Genomic DNA, 17,248 nt, shown 5'->3' on the forward strand with positions numbered 1-17,248 from the left:
GGCTGCTGCATCACGCGCCGCGCTCCTCGATGATAGCGTCGGCGAGGCCAGCGGCCCATTTTGTGATGTCGCCTGCGCCGAGGCACACGACGATGTCACCCTGTTCGATCTCCCCGGCTAGCTTCTTCGCAAGCTCGGCCTGGTCCTCAACCGTGGATACCGCGCGGTGACCGCGCGACTTGATGCCTTCGACCAGCGCATTGGCATCGACGCCTTCGATCGGGTCCTCGCCAGCCGCGTAGACCGGCGTGACATAGACGACATCGGCCTCGTTGAACGCGCTCTGGAAGTCGTCCATCAGGTCCTGCAGGCGGGTATAGCGGTGCGGCTGCATGACGGCGATCACGCGGCTCTTCGTCGCTTCGCGCGCTGCGCCCAGCACCGCGCGGATTTCGACCGGGTGGTGGCCGTAATCGTCGATGATGGTGACCTTGCCTTCACGGCACGGCACTTCGCCGACCTTGGTGAAGCGGCGCCGTACGCCGCCGAAACTGGAAAAGCCGTTGCAGATGACGTCGTCGGGACAGCCCATTTCGATCGCCACGGCAATCGCGGCAAGCGCGTTCTGGACATTGTGGCGGCCCGGCATGGGCAGAGTCACGTTCTCGATCCGGCGGTCTTCCTCGCCGCGCTGGCGCACGATCACATCGAAGCGGTTACCGCCTTCGTGCGGCTGCACGTTCACACCGCATATGTCCGCCTGCAGGCTGAAGCCATAAGTCATTACGCGCCGGTCGCGGACCTTTCCGATCACCGCCTGCACTTCGGGATGGTCGATGCACAGGATCGCCGCGCCGTAGAACGGCACGTTGTGGATGAACTCGACGAAAGCGTCCTTCACCCCGTCGAAATCGCCGTAATGGTCGAGGTGTTCGGGATCGATATTGGTGACCACCGCGATCGTGCCATCGAGGCGCAGAAAGCTGCCGTCGCTTTCGTCGGCTTCCACGACCATCCAGTCGCTGTCGCCGAGGCGCGCGTTGGAGCCGTACTGTTCGATGATGCCGCCGTTGATGACGGTGGGATCGACATTGCCCGCATCGAGCAGCGCCGCGATCATGCTGGTGGTGGTGGTCTTACCATGCGTCCCCGCGACGGCGACCGTCGATTTGAGGCGCATGAGTTCCGCCAGCATTTCCGCGCGGCGCACCACCGGAATCCGGTTTTCGAGCGCGTGGGCCACTTCCGGATTTGTCCGGCGCACGGCGGTGGATGTGACGACGACAGCCGCGCCTTCCACGTTTTCCTTCTCGTGGCCGATCTTTACGGCAATGCCTTGCGAGCGCAGGCGTTCGACCGTCGGGCCCTCGTTGATGTCGGAACCCTGCACCGTGTAGCCAAGGTTGTTCATCACTTCGGCGATGCCCGACATGCCGATGCCGCCGATGCCGACGAAGTGGATCGTTCCGATGTCGGTGGGGACACCCTTCATTCCGAGATCTCCCTGCTTGCGCCCTGCCCGGCGGGCGCGCCCTGCGTTGCGCCGCGGGCATTGTTTCCGCCGACGCGGATGACGTCCATCATGTCCGCCCCGCCGAAGCTTTCGACGAGATCGGCGAGGTCTTCGACCGCACGCGGACGGCCGCAATTCCACGCGGCATGCGCGGCATTGGCGAGACCCTTGGGATCATCGGCCAGGACGCGGATCTGTTTCGCCAGTTCCTTCGCCTCGAACCTGTCCTGCCGGATCATGCGCGCGCCGCCCGCCTTCACCATTTCGCGGGTGTTGGCGGCCTGGTGGTCGTCGGTCGCGATGGGAAGCGGGATCAAGATGCCCGGACGGCCCACGGCGGTCAGCTCCGCAATCGTCGAAGCGCCTGCGCGCCCGATGAACAGGTGCGCATCGGCAAGGCGCGTGGCCATGTCTTCGAAATAGGTCGCGAGTTCGGCCGGAATGCCGTGGCTGCGATAGCGTTCGCGCACGGTGTCGAGGTCTTCGGGGCGGCATTGCTGGGTAACCTGCAACCGCTCGCGAATGGCGGGGGGCAGCATGGCGAGCCCATCGGGCACGATCTCGGACAAGACGCGCGCACCCTGGCTACCGCCGGTGACCAGCACCCGCAGCAGGCCGTCTTCGCCATAGGAGGGAAACGGCTCCTCGCGCAGGGACAGCACTTCTGCACGCACCGGATTGCCGACGAGGTGAACCTTGTCGCCATGCTTGGGCTTCAGCCGCTGCACGTCGGGATAAGCGGTAGCGATAGCCTGCACGCGGCCCGACAAAAGGCGGTTCACCCGGCCCAGCACGGCATTCTGTTCGTGCAGCACCGTCGGGATCTTCGCCGAGGTGGACGCGAGCATGGCCGGAAGCGAAGGATAGCCGCCGAAGCCGACAACCGCGCTCGGCTCGAAACTTTCGAACAGGCGCAGCGCCATCTTGCGCCCTTCCAGCACCGCCTTGGTGCCCTTCACCCATTGCAGCGGGTTCTTGCCGAAGCGCCCGGCGGGCAGGACATGCGCGGGCATGAAATCGGGCTTGCCGGGAATTTCGGCCCCGCGCTCGTCGGTGATCAGGGCGACGTGATGGCCACGCCGGTCGAGTTCTGCGGCCAGCGCGAAGGCGGGCAGCAAGTGCCCTCCGGTGCCCCCGGCGGCCAGCACGTAATGTCGGTTCGATGTCGTCATTGGTAGATATCGCGCGACAAGGGCGATGGTTTCTCGTTCATCCGGTCCGCCTGCCCGAAACCGATGAGGTCGCCAAGCCCCCGGGTGGACCTTTTCAGATAGGGATTGCGCCGCGTGATCGCGATCAGCAGCCCGATGGCAAGGCACACGGCGATGGTGGACGAGCCGCCATAGCTCACCAGCGGCAGCGTCATGCCCTTGGACGGGAAGAGCTGGAGGTTCACGAGCATGTTGATGAAAGCCTGCCCGCCGAGCAGCGAGACGAGGCCCGTTCCGGCCAGCAGCGCGAACAGGTCGTCCTCGTCCACCAGCCGCATCAGCACGCGCACCACGATGGCGAGATAAAGCAGCACGATCAGCGCACAGGCGATCAGGCCGAATTCCTCACCGATGACGGAGAAGATATAATCCGTATGCGCCTCGGGCAGGCTCATCTTGCGAATGCCGAGGCCGTATCCCGCGCCCGTCCAGCCGCCGGCCAGCAGGGTGCGGCTGGCAAGGTCGACCTGGTCGAAAGCGGTGCCGCCGCCGAAGAAGGCATCGATACGGTGGCGCGCGTTGTCATAGAGGAAATAGGTCGCGGTGATGCCCGCGATCCCGCCCCCGATGACCGCGCCAAGCCGCTTCACCGGAACGCCCGACAGGATCACCATCACGAACCACACGCCGCCGAACAGGATGGTGCCGCCGAAATTGGGCTGCAGCATCATCAGCGCCGCGATGAGGACCAGCAGCGATGTCGCAATCAGCAACACCGGAAGGTTGGGATCGCGCATGCGCCATGAGAGGATCCACGCCATGGTGATTGCAAAACCCGGCTTCAGGAATTCGGACGGCTGGAACTGCATGCCCAGGTTGATCCAGCGCCGCGCGCCGTTGATCTCCACCCCGATGAAGGGAACGAGGAACAGGAGACCGATCATACCCGCAGCCAGCACCACGCCGAGGCGGCGCGCATTCTCGCGGCTGAGCATGGAGACGCCCACCAGCACGCCTAGCGCCAGCACCTGCCAAACGATATGACGGTAGAAGAAATAGAGCGGGTCGAGCGTGGTGCTCGACGTGGACAGGCGATCCGCGCTGGCGGGGCTTGCGGCAGCAACCGCGATCGTGCCGAGCGTCATCACCAGCAGGACGAGGCCGAGCAGCACGCGGTCGATCTCGCGCCACCAGATCTTGATCTCGCTCCAGCGCGACATCTTGCCAGCAGGGATATGCGCAGGCTTGCGTTTCGCGCCGGGTACATAAGGCTGCATGGTGCTCATTCCAGCCCCTCCACCAGCGCGCGGAAATGCACGCCGCGCTTTTCGAAGTCCTGATACTGGTCGAAGCTGGCGCAGGCGGGGGAGAGGAGAACGGTATCTCCTGCCTCAGCCTTGGCGGCAGCAGCATTCACCGCACGGTCGAGCGTTTCGCACTGCTCCACCGGCACGCGGCCTTCCAGCAGCGCAGCAAAGTCCGGGCCTGCCTTGCCGATCGTGTAGGCGGCTTTCACGCGGGGCAGTTCGGCCTCGCATTCGCCCAGCCCCGGCTCCTTGGCGAGCCCGCCCAGTATCCAGTGAATATTGTCGAATGCTGCGAGCGCGGGGGCAGCGGCAGCGGTGTTGGTGCCCTTGCTGTCGTTGACATAAGCGACGCCGCCGATTTCCGCGACCCGCTCCATCCGGTGCGGGAGGCCGCGGTAGCTTTCGAGGCCTGCTTTGATCTGGCTCTGCGACAGGCCGAGAATGTCGCACACCTCGATAGCCGCAGCAGCGTTTTCATGATTGTGCGGCCCTTGGAGCGAGGGCCAGTTGGCCTGCTCTTCGGGAGCGATACCCCGGTTCTCGAAGACGTCTTCTAGGATGCTCGCAATCGAGCCCTCGGCGAACTGTCCGAGCGACCGCGCATCCTTGAAGCGGGCAATGGAATTGTGCCCCCGCGTCTGCATGGAAAGCAGGCGAAACTTGCTCGCGGCGTATTTTGCAAAGTCGCCATCGTACCGATCCAGATGGTCCGGCGTTATGTTGAGCAGCACCGCCACTTCGCAATCGAGCGAATAGGTCAGGTCGATCTGGTAGCTCGACAGCTCCAGCACATAGACCCCGCTTTCCGACAATGGCTCCTGCTCGAGAATCGGCAGACCGATGTTGCCGCCCATGGTGGTCGGCACGCCAGCTTGCCTCAGGATGTGGTGGACCAGCGCGGTCGTGGTCGACTTACCATTGGTGCCGGTGATACCGACGACGCGGTGGGGCGGCAGGTCGGCGCGCGCCTGCGCAAACAGCTCCACATCTCCGATCACCGGCACGCCGAAGCTATCGGCATGCGGCTTGATCGGATGCGTGTTGAGCGGGACGCCGGGGCTGACCACTACACCTGCATAGCCGGTGAGGTCAGCCTCCAGCGGGTCGCCAATGGCGCAGCGCCCGTTGTAAGGTTCGCGCGCTTCAGCGCGGTCGTCCCACACCAGCACGTCCGCGCCCGCGGCGAGCAAGGCCTCGACCGTCGCCCGGCCGGACCGCGCGAGGCCGAGCACCGCGTATCTCTTGTCCTTCCAGGCAGGTGAAGTGATCATCTGAGCTTGAGCGTTGCCAGCCCCAGGAGTGCGAGCACGATGGCGACGATCCAGAAGCGGATGACGACCTTGCTCTCGGACCAGCCGAGCTGCTCGAAATGGTGGTGGATAGGGGCCATGCGGAAGACGCGCTTGCCCGTGCGCTTGAACCAGAAGACCTGGATGATGACCGAAAGCGCCTCGAACACGAACAGGCCACCGACGATGGCGAGCACGACTTCATGGTGCGTCGCCACGGCAATCGCGCCGAGCGCACCGCCAAGGGCCAGCGAACCCGTGTCGCCCATGAAAACGGCGGCAGGCGGGGCGTTGAACCACAGGAAGGCGAGACCTGCGCCGATGATCGCCGCGCACATGATCGCCAGTTCGCCAGCACCCGCAACGTGCGGAATGCCGAGATATTCGGAATAGTCCACGCGGCCCACGAGATAGGCGATGATCGCAAAGGTACCGGCAGCGATGATGACCGGCATGGTGGCAAGGCCGTCCAGCCCGTCGGTGAGATTCACCGCATTGCCTGCGCCTACGATCACGAAGGCGGCGAACACATAATAGAACGGCCCGAGCTCGACCCCGAAATCGTTGATGAAGGGGACGTAGACGAAAGTGTTGATCTGGCTGACGATGATCCAGCTGGCCGCGCCTGCGACGATGAATTCGAACAACAGGCGGGTGCGGCCCGAAACGCCCTTGTGGCTGGCCTTCGACACCTTGTCGTAATCGTCGAGGAAACCGATCAGGCCGAACCCGCCGGTCACCGCGAGGCAGGCCCAGATGAAGGGGTTGGACAGGTCCATCCACAGCATCATCGAAATGAACAGGCTGACGAGGATCATCAGGCCGCCCATGGTCGGCGTGCCGACCTTCGCCAGGTGCGTCTGCGGTCCGTCTTCGCGGATCGGCTGTCCTTTGCCCTGGCGCACACGCAGCATGTCGATGAAGCGCGGGCCGATTAGCAAGCCGATCAGTAGCGCGGTGAGCAGCGTCGCCCCTGCCCGCGCCGTCTGGTAGCGGACCAGGTTGAACAGGCCTTCGAAATTGAAATACTCGGCGAGGAGGTAGAGCATCGGGCCGCGCGGGGCCTCCTATTCAGGGCGGGTGAAACGGTCCACGAGCCGGCCGAGCCCGACCGAATTGGAACCTTTGACCAGCACCGCGTCGCCCGCCACGATGCCGAAATCCTCGAGCAATCCGATCGCCTCGTCGGCAGTCAAGCAATGCTCCCACTCGAGCGGCTTGCCAAGCGAGTTGAGGACGGGTTTCCCCAGTTCGCGGGCCAAAGCGCCCATCTCGTCGCCTACCAGCACCGCATAGTCGATATCCGCTGCAATGACGTGCTCTGCCAGCGCGGCGTGAAACTTGGGAGCGAAGTCGCCCAGCTCCTTCATCGCGCCGAGGACGGCAATGCGACGGGTCGAAGGCGTGGTGCCAAGCTGCGCCAGCGTTGCACGCATGCTGGCGGGATTGGCGTTGTAGCTTTCGTCGATCATCAGCGCCTTGCCGCCAGGCGCATCGATGCCGTGGCGTTCGCCCCGGCCTTTCAGCCCGCCCATTTCGGCAAGCGCGAGACCGGCTGCGGCCATGTCGCCGCCCGCTGCGCGCACTGCCGCCATGACGGCAAGCGAGTTGGCAACCCAGTGCTCGCCCGGTTCGGCCACGGTGTAGCACAACCGGCCGGTGTCGAATTCGCAGGTGACGAGGCTGCCGCCATTGGCGCTCGGGATCGCGTCGAGCAGGCGCATATCGGCATGGCGCGCCTTGCCGAAGCTGACGACCTTCGCGCCGACACGCAGGGCGGCGAGCTTGAGCTGTTCGTAATGCTCGCTGTCGGCAGGGATGACTGCCGTGCCGCCCGGCTCCAGGCCGGAAAAGATTTCCGCCTTGGCGTTTGCGATCGCCTTCATGGAACCGAGGTTCTCGATATGCGCGGGAGCAATGGTAGTGATGACGGCGACATGCGGGCGGACTTGCGCGGTCAGCCCTTCGATTTCGCCGGCATGGTTCATGCCCATTTCGAACACGCCGAAGCGGCTGCGCGCACCCATCCGGGCAAGGCTGAGCGGGACGCCGACATGGTTGTTGTAGCTGCGTGTCGAACGATGCGCCGCACCGCGGCTGGCGCGTTCCAGCGCTGCGAAGATGGCTTCCTTCACCCCGGTCTTGCCGACCGATCCGGTGACACCGATGATCCGCGCCTCGGTCCGGCTGCGGGCTGCTCGGGCGAGCGCCGCGAGAGCTTCGGTGGTGTCTTCGACCAGCACGTGCGGATAGTCGACCACGCGATCCACGATGGCGGCCGCCGCGCCGTTTTCGAATGCCTTGTCGATGAAGCGATGTCCGTCCATCGCTTCGCCCTTGAGGGCTACAAAAAGGTCTCCGTGCACTACGTCACGGCTATCCATCTCTACACCGGAGACCTGGAAATCGCAGCTGGCTGTGCCGCCGGTGGCCTCGGCTATCGTATTGGAATCCCACAGGGTCAGGGGCAAGCGATCGCGCGGATCGCTCGTCCATTCGACATAGGCGGGGTGGCGCAGGATAGCCGCGCTCATGCATCACCTCTGGCGATGGCAGCCGCGCATTCGCGGGCGACTTCCACGTCGTCGAAGGGAAGGACCTTCATGTTTTCTCCCGATCCGATGATCTGACCCGTTTCATGACCCTTGCCCGCGACAAGCACGATGTCGTCGGGTCCGGCTTCTGCAATGGCGGCATGTATTGCTTCGCGACGGCCGCCTATTTCTCTGGCTTCGGGCGCGCCTTCAAGCACGGCGCGGCGGATATCCGCAGGATCCTCGCCGCGCGGATTGTCATCCGTGACGATAACCACATCGCTGGCCTTGGCCGCCGCTTCGCCCATGGGCTTGCGCTTGCCGTGATCGCGGTCGCCGCCGGCACCGAAGACGGTGATAAGCCGCCCGCCGACATGGGGGCGAAGCGCGGCGATCGCCGCCTCGATAGCGTCGGGCGTGTGCGCATAATCGATATAGACCGGCGCTCCACTCGGCGCGATGGCTGCTCGTTCGAGACGGCCACGGACCGGCTGGAGCCGGGCGACACCGTCCCATACGCGGCCAGCATCGATGCCCGTTGCAAGAGCAAGGCCCGCAGCGGTCAGGGCATTCGACACCTGGTAGGCGCCGATCAGCGGCAGGTTGATCGTGCGCTCGGTCCCTTCGTGCGAGACCTTGAGGGTCTGGCCGAGCTGCGTGGGCTGGCGCTCGATGAGGCAGATATCCTCGCCCTTCTCGCCCACCGTCATTACATTGAGGCCGCGACCTTTGGCGTGGTCGACCACGCGCGCATTCCATTCGCTGCCGTCGAGCCAGACAACCGCTGTCGCTCCGTCCGATACCACTTCGTCGAACAGCCGCATCTTGGCCGCGAAGTAGTCTTCCATGTCCTTATGATAGTCGAGATGGTCGCGGCTGAAGTTCGTGAATGCCGCCGCTAAGACCGGAACGCCCTCGTTGCGCGATTGCGAAAGACCATGGCTCGACGCCTCGTAGGCGACATGCGTCACACCTTCGCGCGCTAGCCCGCTCATGTTCGATAGGAAGGTCACTATGTCGGGCGTGGTCAGGCCGGTCGACACGCTCTCGTCGGGGGTGGTGACCCCGAGCGTCCCGATGCTGGCTGCACGCTCGCCCGCCATGCGCCAGATCTGGCGCGTCATCTCGACGGTCGAGGTCTTGCCGTTCGTCCCCGTTACCGCGACGATGTGATCGGGTACCGGCGTGAAGAACCGCGCGCCGAGCTTGGCGAAATCCTTGCGGGGTTCCTCGCTCGCGATGTGGATCGCGCCTTCCACCTTGGCCTCTGGCCGGGCGACGACTGCAATGGCGCCTGCTTCGATAGCGGCGGGAATAAAGTCCTCTCCATTGACCACGCTGCCCTGGAAGGCACCGAACACGGTGCCGGGCGCGACCTTGCGGTTGTCGATGGCGAAACCGGTCACATTAGCGCTGCCGTCACCCGGGCAGATGATGCCCGCTTTTTCGCAAAGCTTGTCGAGCCTCATTCCATGGCTCCCGGGATAAGCGGCTTGATTGCAGAGATATCGATGTCGCGCGTGTCGTCAGGGCGCACGCCGATCAGCGGGCCGATACGCGGGACGAGACGGCCGACGATGGGCGCCGCGTTCCAGGCAGCCGTACGCTGGTAGGAACTGGCGAGCGTGCCGCGCGGCTCGTCGAGCATGGCGATCACGACATAGCGCGGGCGATCCATCGGGAAGGCGGCAGCGAAAGTCGAAACCAGTGCTGTGCGGCGATAGCCTGCCTTGCCGCCCGGCTTCTCGGCCGAGCCGGTCTTTCCGCCGACGCGATAGCCCGGAGCGTCCGCATTGCGACCCGTCCCGTAGATTGCCGTCGCGCGCAGCATCTGGCGCATCCGGCTGGAGGTCGAAGCCTTGAACACGCGGCGACCCTTGGGCGCTTCGCCCGCACCCAGCTTGTGCAGGGTGGCCGGGCGCCATACGCCGCCATTGACCATCGCTGCATAGGCGCTTGCGAGGTGAAGCGGGGTAACCGCGATGCCGTGTCCGTAACTGACCGTCATGCTGCGCAAGCGCGGCCATTTCTCGCCCGGCCAGATCGGGAAACCCTTGGCCGGCAGTTCGATATGCGGGCGCTCGTTCATACCCATGTCTATCATGTAGCGGCGCAGGCGTTCCGGTCCGAGTTCATCGGCAATCCGCGCGGTCGTGGTGTTCGAGGAATGGATGAGCGTTTCGACCACGTTGAGGTCCGGCCCCATCGCGTGGCTATCCTTGATCGAGAACCTGCCGACCTTCACGGGCGAAGCGTCGTAGCGCTTGCCCAGATCACGCACGACACCGGCATCGATCGCGGCTGCGACAGACAACGGCTTGAAGGTCGAACCCAGCTCGTAAACCTGGTTTGTCACACGGTTGAACATCAGCGCCTGGCCGTCCTTGTCGATCTTGTTCGGATCGAATTCGGGAAGCGATGCCAGCGCGAGGACTTCGCCCGTATCCACGTCGAGCACGATCCCCGCCCCGCCCTGCGCCTGCGTCAGCTTCATGCCGCGGCGAAGTTCGTCTTCGAGGGCGCCCTGGACGCGCACGTCGATCGACAGGGCGACGGGTGTTCCGCGCGTCTCGGGATTGCTCAGGTGTCCGTCGAGGACCTGCTCCATACCGACGCGGCCGCTGCCATCGGCGGCGACATAGCCCAGCACGTGGGCCGCCATCTTGCCCTGCGGGTAGTGACGATCCTCTTCCATCGGGATTTCGAGAGCGAGCTCGCCGATTTCCTGCACCCGGTTTGCTTCTTCGGGCAGCAGACGGCGGCGTAGGTAGCCTTGCTTTCCTGCAGCAAGCTGGCGCGCAACCTTCGCCTGATCGAGATCGGGGAATATCTCGCCCAGCTTCGCGGCGACTTCTTCAGGTGCACGCACGAGCGGATCGCCGTCTTCGCCCAGCGCCTTGGGATTGAACCACAGGGCATAGGCCGGAAAAGCACGCGCCATCGGCACGCCATTGCGATCGGTGATTTCGCCGCGCGGCGGCAGCAGCGCGTCGGCCAGCGTGGTCGCCCTCGCCTCGGCACCGTTCATGCCGAGGTAGGAGATGCGCATCACCGCGATCAGGGCGAGGAAAGCGAATGCCGCAACGATCCACAGGACGCGCCAGCGCGCAAGGTCGAGCGAGCGTTCACGCAAGGTAACCAGTTGGACCCGGCCGCTTGCGACGGCCATGCTGACTGCACCCGGTCCGCCATTGATGGCGGAAAAAGCGTTCACCGCGCCACCTCTGCCGACGCAAGGGAAGCGTTACCCGGCTCGGCCAGCCGCTGGGCGAGCGATGTGGCGAGACCCCGCGCAGGCGTGGTGCTGGCGACGGCGGGAGGTTGTTCCTCCTCGCCGAGCCAGTCCCCGAAGAGGCTCTCTTCGTCTTCACCCTGGCTGACAGGGCGCAGCATCGCGACACGAATGGGCTGCGGGGCGTCGTGACCGCGCGGCGTTCCCAGCACGGCCAGTTGGCGCTCCTGCTCGACATACTGGTCGGCACGGGGCGCGGAATATCCGAATTCGACCTGGTTCCAGGCCGCCAGCTGGTGCTGGCTGGCACGTGTCTGGAATTCGGTTTCGAGCATGAGCTTGGAGCGTTCGGCAGCGATGATCTGACGCTCGACCAGGCGCACGTCGCTCTTCACCGCATTCACCTTGAAGGTGAGCGCGAGCAGGGCTGCGAGGCAGGCGCCAAGCGCAAGGAGCCAGCCGATCTGGCGGAGGCGGGAGGAGCGCACCATTACGCGGCCTCCCTTGCCGGGGTGGCGGTACGCGTGGCGTGACGCAGGACCGAGGAACGGGCACGCGGATTGCGCTCCAGCTCGGCCTTGCCGGGCTTGATCGCCTTGCTGACTTTCGAAAAAACCGGATCGTCCTGCGTCACCATTGGGACATGACGCGAAGCACTCGGGGTTGAGGAGGCCTCGCGAAGGTAACGCTTGACGATCCGGTCTTCGAGGCTGTGGAAGCTGACCACCGCAAGGCGGCCCCCTTCGCGCAGCAAGTGTTCGGCAGCCGACAACCCTTGGGACAGTTCGTCGAGCTCGCCGTTCACGTGAATTCTGATGGCCTGGAATGTGCGGGTGGCCGGGTCCTTCTTGTCATGCGGCTTGTGACCCAGCGCCTTGCGCACGACGCGCGCCAGTTCTCCGGTCGTCTCCAGGGGACGCGCGGCGACGATGGCCCGGGCCACGCGGCGCGACTGGCGCTCTTCACCGTACTGGTAGATGACGTCCGCGATCGTGCTTTCGTCGGCCGAATTGAGGAAGTCGGCGGCGCTTTCGCCGTCCTGGCTCATCCGCATGTCGAGCGGCCCGTCCGAGGAAAAGGCAAAGCCGCGCTCCGCCTGGTCAAGCTGCATTGAAGACACGCCGATATCCATCACCACGCCATCGACTCGCGCCACTCCGGCCGACGTCATGACGTCGAGCATTTCGGAGAAACGATGGGGATGGAGAATAAGGCGCGGCGGGTTTTCCCCCGTCTCGCGCCATGTGCGACCCGAAGCGATTGCGTCGGGATCCCTGTCGAATGCATGCACGGTCGCGCCGCGCTCCAGCAGTGCGCGCGTATAGCCGCCCGCCCCGAAGGTCGCGTCGATGATGACATCGCCGGGCTGCGGATCGAGCGCTTCGATCACTTCGTCGAGGAGGACGGGGATGTGGGGCGCGCCGCTCATTTGCCCTTCGCCTTCGCATCGGCAAGAAAGCTTTCGCAGGCGGCTTTCGCGCCGGCCCAGTCATCGCCCATCTTGGCGAGTTCGGCGGGGTTCCACAGCGTGAAGAAGCGTCCACCGCCCTGGAAGTAGAGCCCGTCCTCGATCTTGCCGAGGGCGCGCAAATGTTCGGGCATCACGAAGCGACCGCTGTCGTCGAAGGGCATTTCGAGGAAGCCGAAAAGCTGGCTGGCGCGCGTGTCGCGGTCGAATTCCTTGCCGAGACGAACGGCCAGTTCTTCTTCGCGGTCGAGCTGTGCGTTGAGTTCTTCCTTGCGGGACAGGCCGAAGCCGACGAGGCAGTCCCAGCTGGTGTGCTTCATCAGGCACAGGACACGGCCGTCGCTCGATTCCTTCAAGGCCTTGCGGAAGATCGGCGGGAGCACAAAGCGGCCCTTGTCGCCAGCAGGCGAGTAGGCTTGTCCGCTATACCCTCCGAATTGCAACGCCTTGTCCCCGGCCTGTGTTCAAATCCCCCTCGGACACATCCTCCCCGTCCGCCCGAGCACGTGCTCGACCGGCTCGCCAACCCGATTGGGAGAGCGCGCAAAGACACTGGCTGTCCGATGTGGGAAAGATTTATCGCGGGAGACGCGGGGATGAAAGGGAAAATTGCGGGATTTTACGGGATAAACCTGCAAATAGCTGATTTATATGGATTAATTTCTCTTCATGGCGCCTGCCATTCTTACCATCATCCTAACGCAAGTGTCGGTTTTATACGGGGAATCGCCATCCGGCCCGTGTTTTCCCGCGCTCCTTCCCGTGAAATCCCGCAGGATATCTTTCAGTCGAGTCGCTTGAGCAGCCCGGACAACGCGGCCCGCCGCTGCGCATCGTCACTTTCCGTGTCGAGCACGGCGGCATCCGCGACCAGCAACACCCGCCCTGCGCCGATCGCGCAGTCCGCAACAAGCGCATCGGAAGACAGGCTGCAGCGCGCATCCTCTCCCCCATCGCCGAGCGCGAAACGGCCGGCCAGCTGAATGGGAAAATCGCCGTCCGGCCCTGCGACGACCCGTTCGTCCTGGCTCTGCGTGTCGTCGAATTCGAGCGTCAGACCCCAGCGCGCCAGGATCGGCGAAACCAGCACGACGTCGAACGGGCGACGCGGATCGCCGAGGGCGAATTCGGAATGCTGGGTAAGGAACGGATCTGCGAACACCAATGCCCTGCCGCCGCCTCGCACCCATTCGTCGAGCGCTACGTTTTCGGACGGCGCCAATGCCCGCGGTTGTGCGATGACAAGCCGGTCGAGACCGTCGATGGCATCTTTTTCAAGCGTGTCGAGAGGCGTCAGATCGTATCGCTCTTCGAGCAGGGAGCGCACCCAGCTCGGCTCTTGCGAATTGCTTTCCAGCATGGCGGCAATGTCCTGCCCTTCCGCCCAATAGATCGGGAGTGACGTAAACAGGCCCAGCGGTTCTTGTTCGATACCCGACCCGCCACGCGCCTCCTCCTCGCTGGCCGCACAGCCTGCGAGCAAAAGGAACGCCGAAAGAAGAGCCGCCTTATTCAGCAGGGGCATTCGGATCGCCGATACCCTGTTCGGGCACCACGGCAGGGCTCTGCGTGCTCGAGGGTACGGGCTCGGCAGGCAAATCGGGAACCACACCGGCTTCGACCAGGGGGTCGGCCTGTGTTGGCTCGGCGCTCGGTTCGGTGGTGGCGGCAGCCTGCGGTACGGAGGACGCGTCGACTTCGCGCGCGCGATCCTGCACCAGGCTCGCCAATCCGACGAGCAGGACCATGAGGACTACGCCGGCAATCCCGATTTGCAGGCGATGGACCGCCTGCGCTCGTGAACCGCCCAGCGGTGCTTCAGGCAGGCCGCCAATCTGCGGCTTGCTGGTGGATAGATCGAAATAGCGCGGCATTTTCATGATTCTGCGCTCCTTCGAGCCTCTCGTCAATCGGAAGCCTTCAGCCAGTCGAATACCGGCAGGCCCTTGGCCTCCAGCCACTCTGCATTGTAGAGGCTGGAAAGGTAGCGGAAGCCGGTGTCGCAAAGGATTGTGACGACTTTCGGACTTTCCCGTCCTTCCGCGACGAGCTGTTTCCCGAGCGCGACCGCGCCCGCGACATTGATGCCGCTGGACAGGCCGAGACACAGTCCTTCCTCGCGCAGCAGGCGTGCGACCCAGTCGAGACCTTCTTCGTCCGAGATACGAAATTGCGTGTCGATCGGCGCGCCTTCCAGGTTGCCGGTGATCCGGCCCTGCCCGATCCCTTCGGCAACCGAAGAGCCTTCTGCCTTGAGCTCGCCGCTCGCATAATAGCTGTAGAGCGCCGCGCCGTGCGGATCGGTCAGCGCGATGACGACATTTTCGTCGAATTCCTTAAGGCCCATGCCCACGCCAGCAATTGTGCCGCCGGTGCCTGCCGCGCAGGTGAAGCCATCGACATTGCCGCCGGTCTGTTCCCAGATTTCCTTCGCCGTGCCCTCGATATGGGCTTTGCGATTGGCGGTGTTGTCGAACTGGTTCGCCCAGACCGCGCCTTCGGTTTCCTCTGCCAGGCGGCGCGAGGTATGGACGAAGTGGTTGCTGTCGGCGAACTTCGTCGGCGGGACAGTGACAAGCTCCGCGCCCAGAGCGCGCAGCGTGTCCATCTTTTCCTTGGACTGGTTGTCCGGCATCACGATGATCGTGCGATAGCCGAGCGCATTGGCCACCAGCGCGATACCGATACCGGTATTGCCAGCCGTGCCTTCGACCACGCAGCCACCCGGCTTCAACTCGCCGCGCGCCTCTGCATCGCGGATGATATAAAGCGCGGCCCGGTCCTTTACCGAGGCGCCCGGGTTTGCGAATTCGCACTTGCCGTAAATATCGCAGCCGGCTTCCGCGCTCGGCCCTTCAAGGCGTACGAGCGGCGTGTTGCCGATCAGGTCGAGCGCATGCTCGCGAATGGGAATTTGTGTCATGTTGCGTGAGGTAGGCGCGGCCGCCCTACCTCGCAAACAACATCAATCTTCAGGGGCGATAGTAACCTTCAACCCGTCCAGTTCGCCGGTGAAGGGAATCTGGCACGACAGGCGCGAGGTCTCGACGCGGTGTTCGGTCGATTCCAGCAGGTCGTCTTCGTCTTCGCTCATCTCGGGAAGCTTGTCCTGGAAGGCGGGATCGACATGGACGTGGCAGGTCGCACACGAACAGCAGCCACCGCACAGTGCCAGCAATTCGTCGAAGCCGTTGTCGCGAATGGCTTCCATGACGGTCAGGCCGTCTTCGACTTCGATCTCGCTCGTCTCGCCTTCGCGGGTGGTGACGATCAGCTTGGGCATCGATTGCGTATCCTTGTTGCCTCGCCCGCCAAACGGGCCCTATGCGTTGCGCTGCTATTCAATAGGGAGCAGAAGCGCAAGGTGGGCCTGACCAATTCGCAATTGCGCGAGCATCTCGATGCCGTGGCCGCCGGCGATGCAGTGGTGGCCGCCGCGATCGAGCGCTGCGGCTATCCGGAAGAACGCATCCGCCCGACCGGCTATCGCACCCTGCTTCGCACCATCGTGGGACAGCAGGTCAGCGTCGCTGCGGCAGCCTCGGTTTGGAACAAGTTGGAGACGGAACTGGGCGAGGACATGGCGGCGCGCGAATTGCTCGACCGCGACTTCGATACCTTGAGGGCATGCGGGCTTTCTCGCCAGAAACAGGGGTATGCCAGGTCCCTGTGCGAACTCGTCGAGAGTGGGGAACTCGACCTGGAGAGCCTACCGCAGGACGACGAGGAAGCCATCGCCGAACTGGTCCGCATCAAGGGCATCGGACGCTGGTCGGCCGAGATCTACCTGCTGTTTGCAGAAGGCCGGCAGGACATCTGGCCCGCAGGCGACCTGGCGGTCCAGGAAGCCGTGGGACGCCTGCGTGGCTTGCCGGAGCGACCAAGCGAGAAACACACCCGCGAGTTGGGCGAACAATGGCGCCCCTATCGCGGAGCCATGGCCATATTCACGTGGCACACCTACAACAATGCCGCGCTTTGACGGGCGCGCGAGGGAGAGAGACATGAGCGAACGCAAAGCGATTTTCATCACGGGTGGCGGATCCGGCATCGGCCGCGCGATCGCGCTGAAATTCGCGGATGAAGGCTGGTTCGTCGGCCTCGGCGATATCGACCAGGCAGGCATGGACGAAACGCTTTCCCTGATCGAGAACGGGTTCACCTTCGCCCACAAGTTCGACGTGCGCGACCGCGAGGCATGGGACCACGCACTCGACGGCTTTGCCACTGCGAGCGGTGGCCGGATCGACGTGCTGGCGAACAACGCGGGGATTCCGCTCGGCGGATCGCTGATGGAAAACTCGACAGCCGAGATCGAGCGATGCCTCGACATCAATTTGAAGGGCGTCCTGTTTGGCGCGCAGGCAGCCTATCCGCATCTCAAGAAGACCGCGCCTGGATCATGCCTGCTCAACACCGCCAGTGCCGCCGGGATCTACGGCACGCCCGGCGCAAGCGTCTATTCCGCGACCAAGTTCGGCGTGCGGGCGATCACCGAAAGCCTCGATGGCGAATGGGCGGAAGACGGCATCAATGTCCGCTCGATCATGCCGAGCTTCATCGACACGCCGCTGCTCGATCATACGCCGAATGCGCAGAGCAACGAGGGCATTCGCCAGCGCGTGAAGGACGCAGGGCTCGAGATCACTCCGGTGGCCGAGGTTGCGCAGGCAGCGTGGGACGCTGTTCACGGCGACAAGCTTCACACGACCGTCGGCAAGACGGCAAAGCGTATCGCTTTCGGATCGCGCTGGATGCCCGGCCGCGTGCGCAAGCAGACGCGCCAGTCGGCCCGTCCCCTCGGCCAGTAAGGA

17 protein-coding genes are annotated in these 17,248 nt (G+C 64.3%); 2 read left to right on the top strand and 15 right to left on the bottom strand.

The annotated features are described in order from the left end of the window. Nucleotides 1–10: 10 nt before the first annotated feature. The 15 genes from murC to LCM24_RS02835 form a co-directional block, all read right to left on the bottom strand. Complete coding sequence (gene murC, locus LCM24_RS02765; RefSeq protein ID WP_224802654.1) at nt 11–1,432, bottom strand: UDP-N-acetylmuramate--L-alanine ligase; 1,422 nt, start codon at nt 1,430–1,432, stop codon at nt 11–13. After that, nucleotides 1,429–2,625, bottom strand: coding sequence for an undecaprenyldiphospho-muramoylpentapeptide beta-N-acetylglucosaminyltransferase (murG, locus tag LCM24_RS02770; protein ID WP_224802655.1), 1,197 nt, complete (start codon nt 2,623–2,625; stop codon nt 1,429–1,431). The genes murC and murG overlap by 4 nt, the downstream gene beginning before the upstream one ends. Beyond that, on the bottom strand, nt 2,622–3,881 hold the full coding sequence (locus LCM24_RS02775) for an FtsW/RodA/SpoVE family cell cycle protein (protein ID WP_224803450.1): 1,260 nt from the start codon (nt 3,879–3,881) through the stop codon (nt 2,622–2,624). Before LCM24_RS02775 ends, murG begins: the two co-directional genes overlap by 4 nt. 5 nt (nt 3,882–3,886) lie before the next feature. Next, entirely contained in the window at nt 3,887–5,182 is a 1,296-nt protein-coding gene (gene murD, locus LCM24_RS02780; protein ID WP_224802656.1) for a UDP-N-acetylmuramoyl-L-alanine--D-glutamate ligase, read from the bottom strand. Then, nucleotides 5,179–6,249, bottom strand: coding sequence for a phospho-N-acetylmuramoyl-pentapeptide-transferase (mraY, locus tag LCM24_RS02785; RefSeq protein ID WP_160595384.1), 1,071 nt, complete (start codon nt 6,247–6,249; stop codon nt 5,179–5,181). The genes murD and mraY overlap by 4 nt, the downstream gene beginning before the upstream one ends. Before the next feature lie 18 nt (nt 6,250–6,267). Continuing rightward, the gene (locus tag LCM24_RS02790) at nt 6,268–7,734 is read right to left on the bottom strand and encodes a UDP-N-acetylmuramoyl-tripeptide--D-alanyl-D-alanine ligase (RefSeq protein WP_224802657.1); all 1,467 of its coding nucleotides are present in this window, start codon (nt 7,732–7,734) and stop codon (nt 6,268–6,270) included. Beyond that, nucleotides 7,731–9,203, bottom strand: a complete 1,473-nt coding sequence (locus tag LCM24_RS02795; protein WP_224802658.1) for a UDP-N-acetylmuramoyl-L-alanyl-D-glutamate--2,6-diaminopimelate ligase — start codon at nt 9,201–9,203, stop codon at nt 7,731–7,733. Before LCM24_RS02795 ends, LCM24_RS02790 begins: the two co-directional genes overlap by 4 nt. Further along, the gene (locus tag LCM24_RS02800; protein ID WP_224803451.1) at nt 9,200–10,903 is read right to left on the bottom strand and encodes a peptidoglycan D,D-transpeptidase FtsI family protein; all 1,704 of its coding nucleotides are present in this window, start codon (nt 10,901–10,903) and stop codon (nt 9,200–9,202) included. The genes LCM24_RS02795 and LCM24_RS02800 overlap by 4 nt, the downstream gene beginning before the upstream one ends. A gap of 41 nt (nt 10,904–10,944) precedes the next feature. Next, nucleotides 10,945–11,457 carry a hypothetical protein gene (locus LCM24_RS02805; protein ID WP_090480830.1) on the bottom strand — a complete coding sequence of 171 codons (513 nt, stop codon included), beginning with the start codon at nt 11,455–11,457 and terminating at the stop codon, nt 10,945–10,947. Further along, nucleotides 11,457–12,395: a 16S rRNA (cytosine(1402)-N(4))-methyltransferase RsmH gene (gene rsmH, locus LCM24_RS02810; protein ID WP_224802659.1), complete on the bottom strand. Its 939-nt coding sequence runs from the start codon at nt 12,393–12,395 to the stop codon at nt 11,457–11,459. Before rsmH ends, LCM24_RS02805 begins: the two co-directional genes overlap by 1 nt. After that, entirely contained in the window at nt 12,392–12,877 is a 486-nt protein-coding gene (locus LCM24_RS02815) for a division/cell wall cluster transcriptional repressor MraZ (protein ID WP_224802660.1), read from the bottom strand. Before LCM24_RS02815 ends, rsmH begins: the two co-directional genes overlap by 4 nt. 341 nt (nt 12,878–13,218) lie before the next feature. After that, on the bottom strand, nt 13,219–13,959 hold the full coding sequence (locus tag LCM24_RS02820; protein ID WP_224802661.1) for a Gldg family protein: 741 nt from the start codon (nt 13,957–13,959) through the stop codon (nt 13,219–13,221). Further along, nucleotides 13,943–14,314 (bottom strand): hypothetical protein, encoded by a 372-nt coding sequence (locus LCM24_RS02825; protein WP_224802662.1) that lies wholly within the window; start codon nt 14,312–14,314, stop codon nt 13,943–13,945. Before LCM24_RS02825 ends, LCM24_RS02820 begins: the two co-directional genes overlap by 17 nt. Nucleotides 14,315–14,340: 26 nt before the next feature. Next, nucleotides 14,341–15,357, bottom strand: coding sequence for a cysteine synthase A (locus LCM24_RS02830; RefSeq protein WP_224802663.1), 1,017 nt, complete (start codon nt 15,355–15,357; stop codon nt 14,341–14,343). Nucleotides 15,358–15,399: 42 nt separating this feature from the next. Further along, nucleotides 15,400–15,717: a 2Fe-2S iron-sulfur cluster-binding protein gene (locus LCM24_RS02835; RefSeq protein WP_090480814.1), complete on the bottom strand. Its 318-nt coding sequence runs from the start codon at nt 15,715–15,717 to the stop codon at nt 15,400–15,402. Between the two features lie 81 nt (nt 15,718–15,798). Here LCM24_RS02835 and LCM24_RS02840 point away from each other — a divergent pair, with 81 nt between their 5' ends. Further along, entirely contained in the window at nt 15,799–16,416 is a 618-nt protein-coding gene (locus tag LCM24_RS02840) for a DNA-3-methyladenine glycosylase family protein (RefSeq protein ID WP_224802664.1), read from the top strand. 22 nt (nt 16,417–16,438) lie between these two features. Further along, on the top strand, nt 16,439–17,245 hold the full coding sequence (locus LCM24_RS02845; protein WP_224802665.1) for an SDR family oxidoreductase: 807 nt from the start codon (nt 16,439–16,441) through the stop codon (nt 17,243–17,245). The last annotated feature ends 3 nt before the right edge of the window (nt 17,246–17,248 follow it).

It is taken from the genome of Qipengyuania aquimaris, from assembly GCF_020171965.1.
In the GTDB taxonomy this organism is placed as follows: Bacteria; Pseudomonadota; Alphaproteobacteria; order Sphingomonadales; family Sphingomonadaceae; genus Qipengyuania; species Qipengyuania aquimaris_A.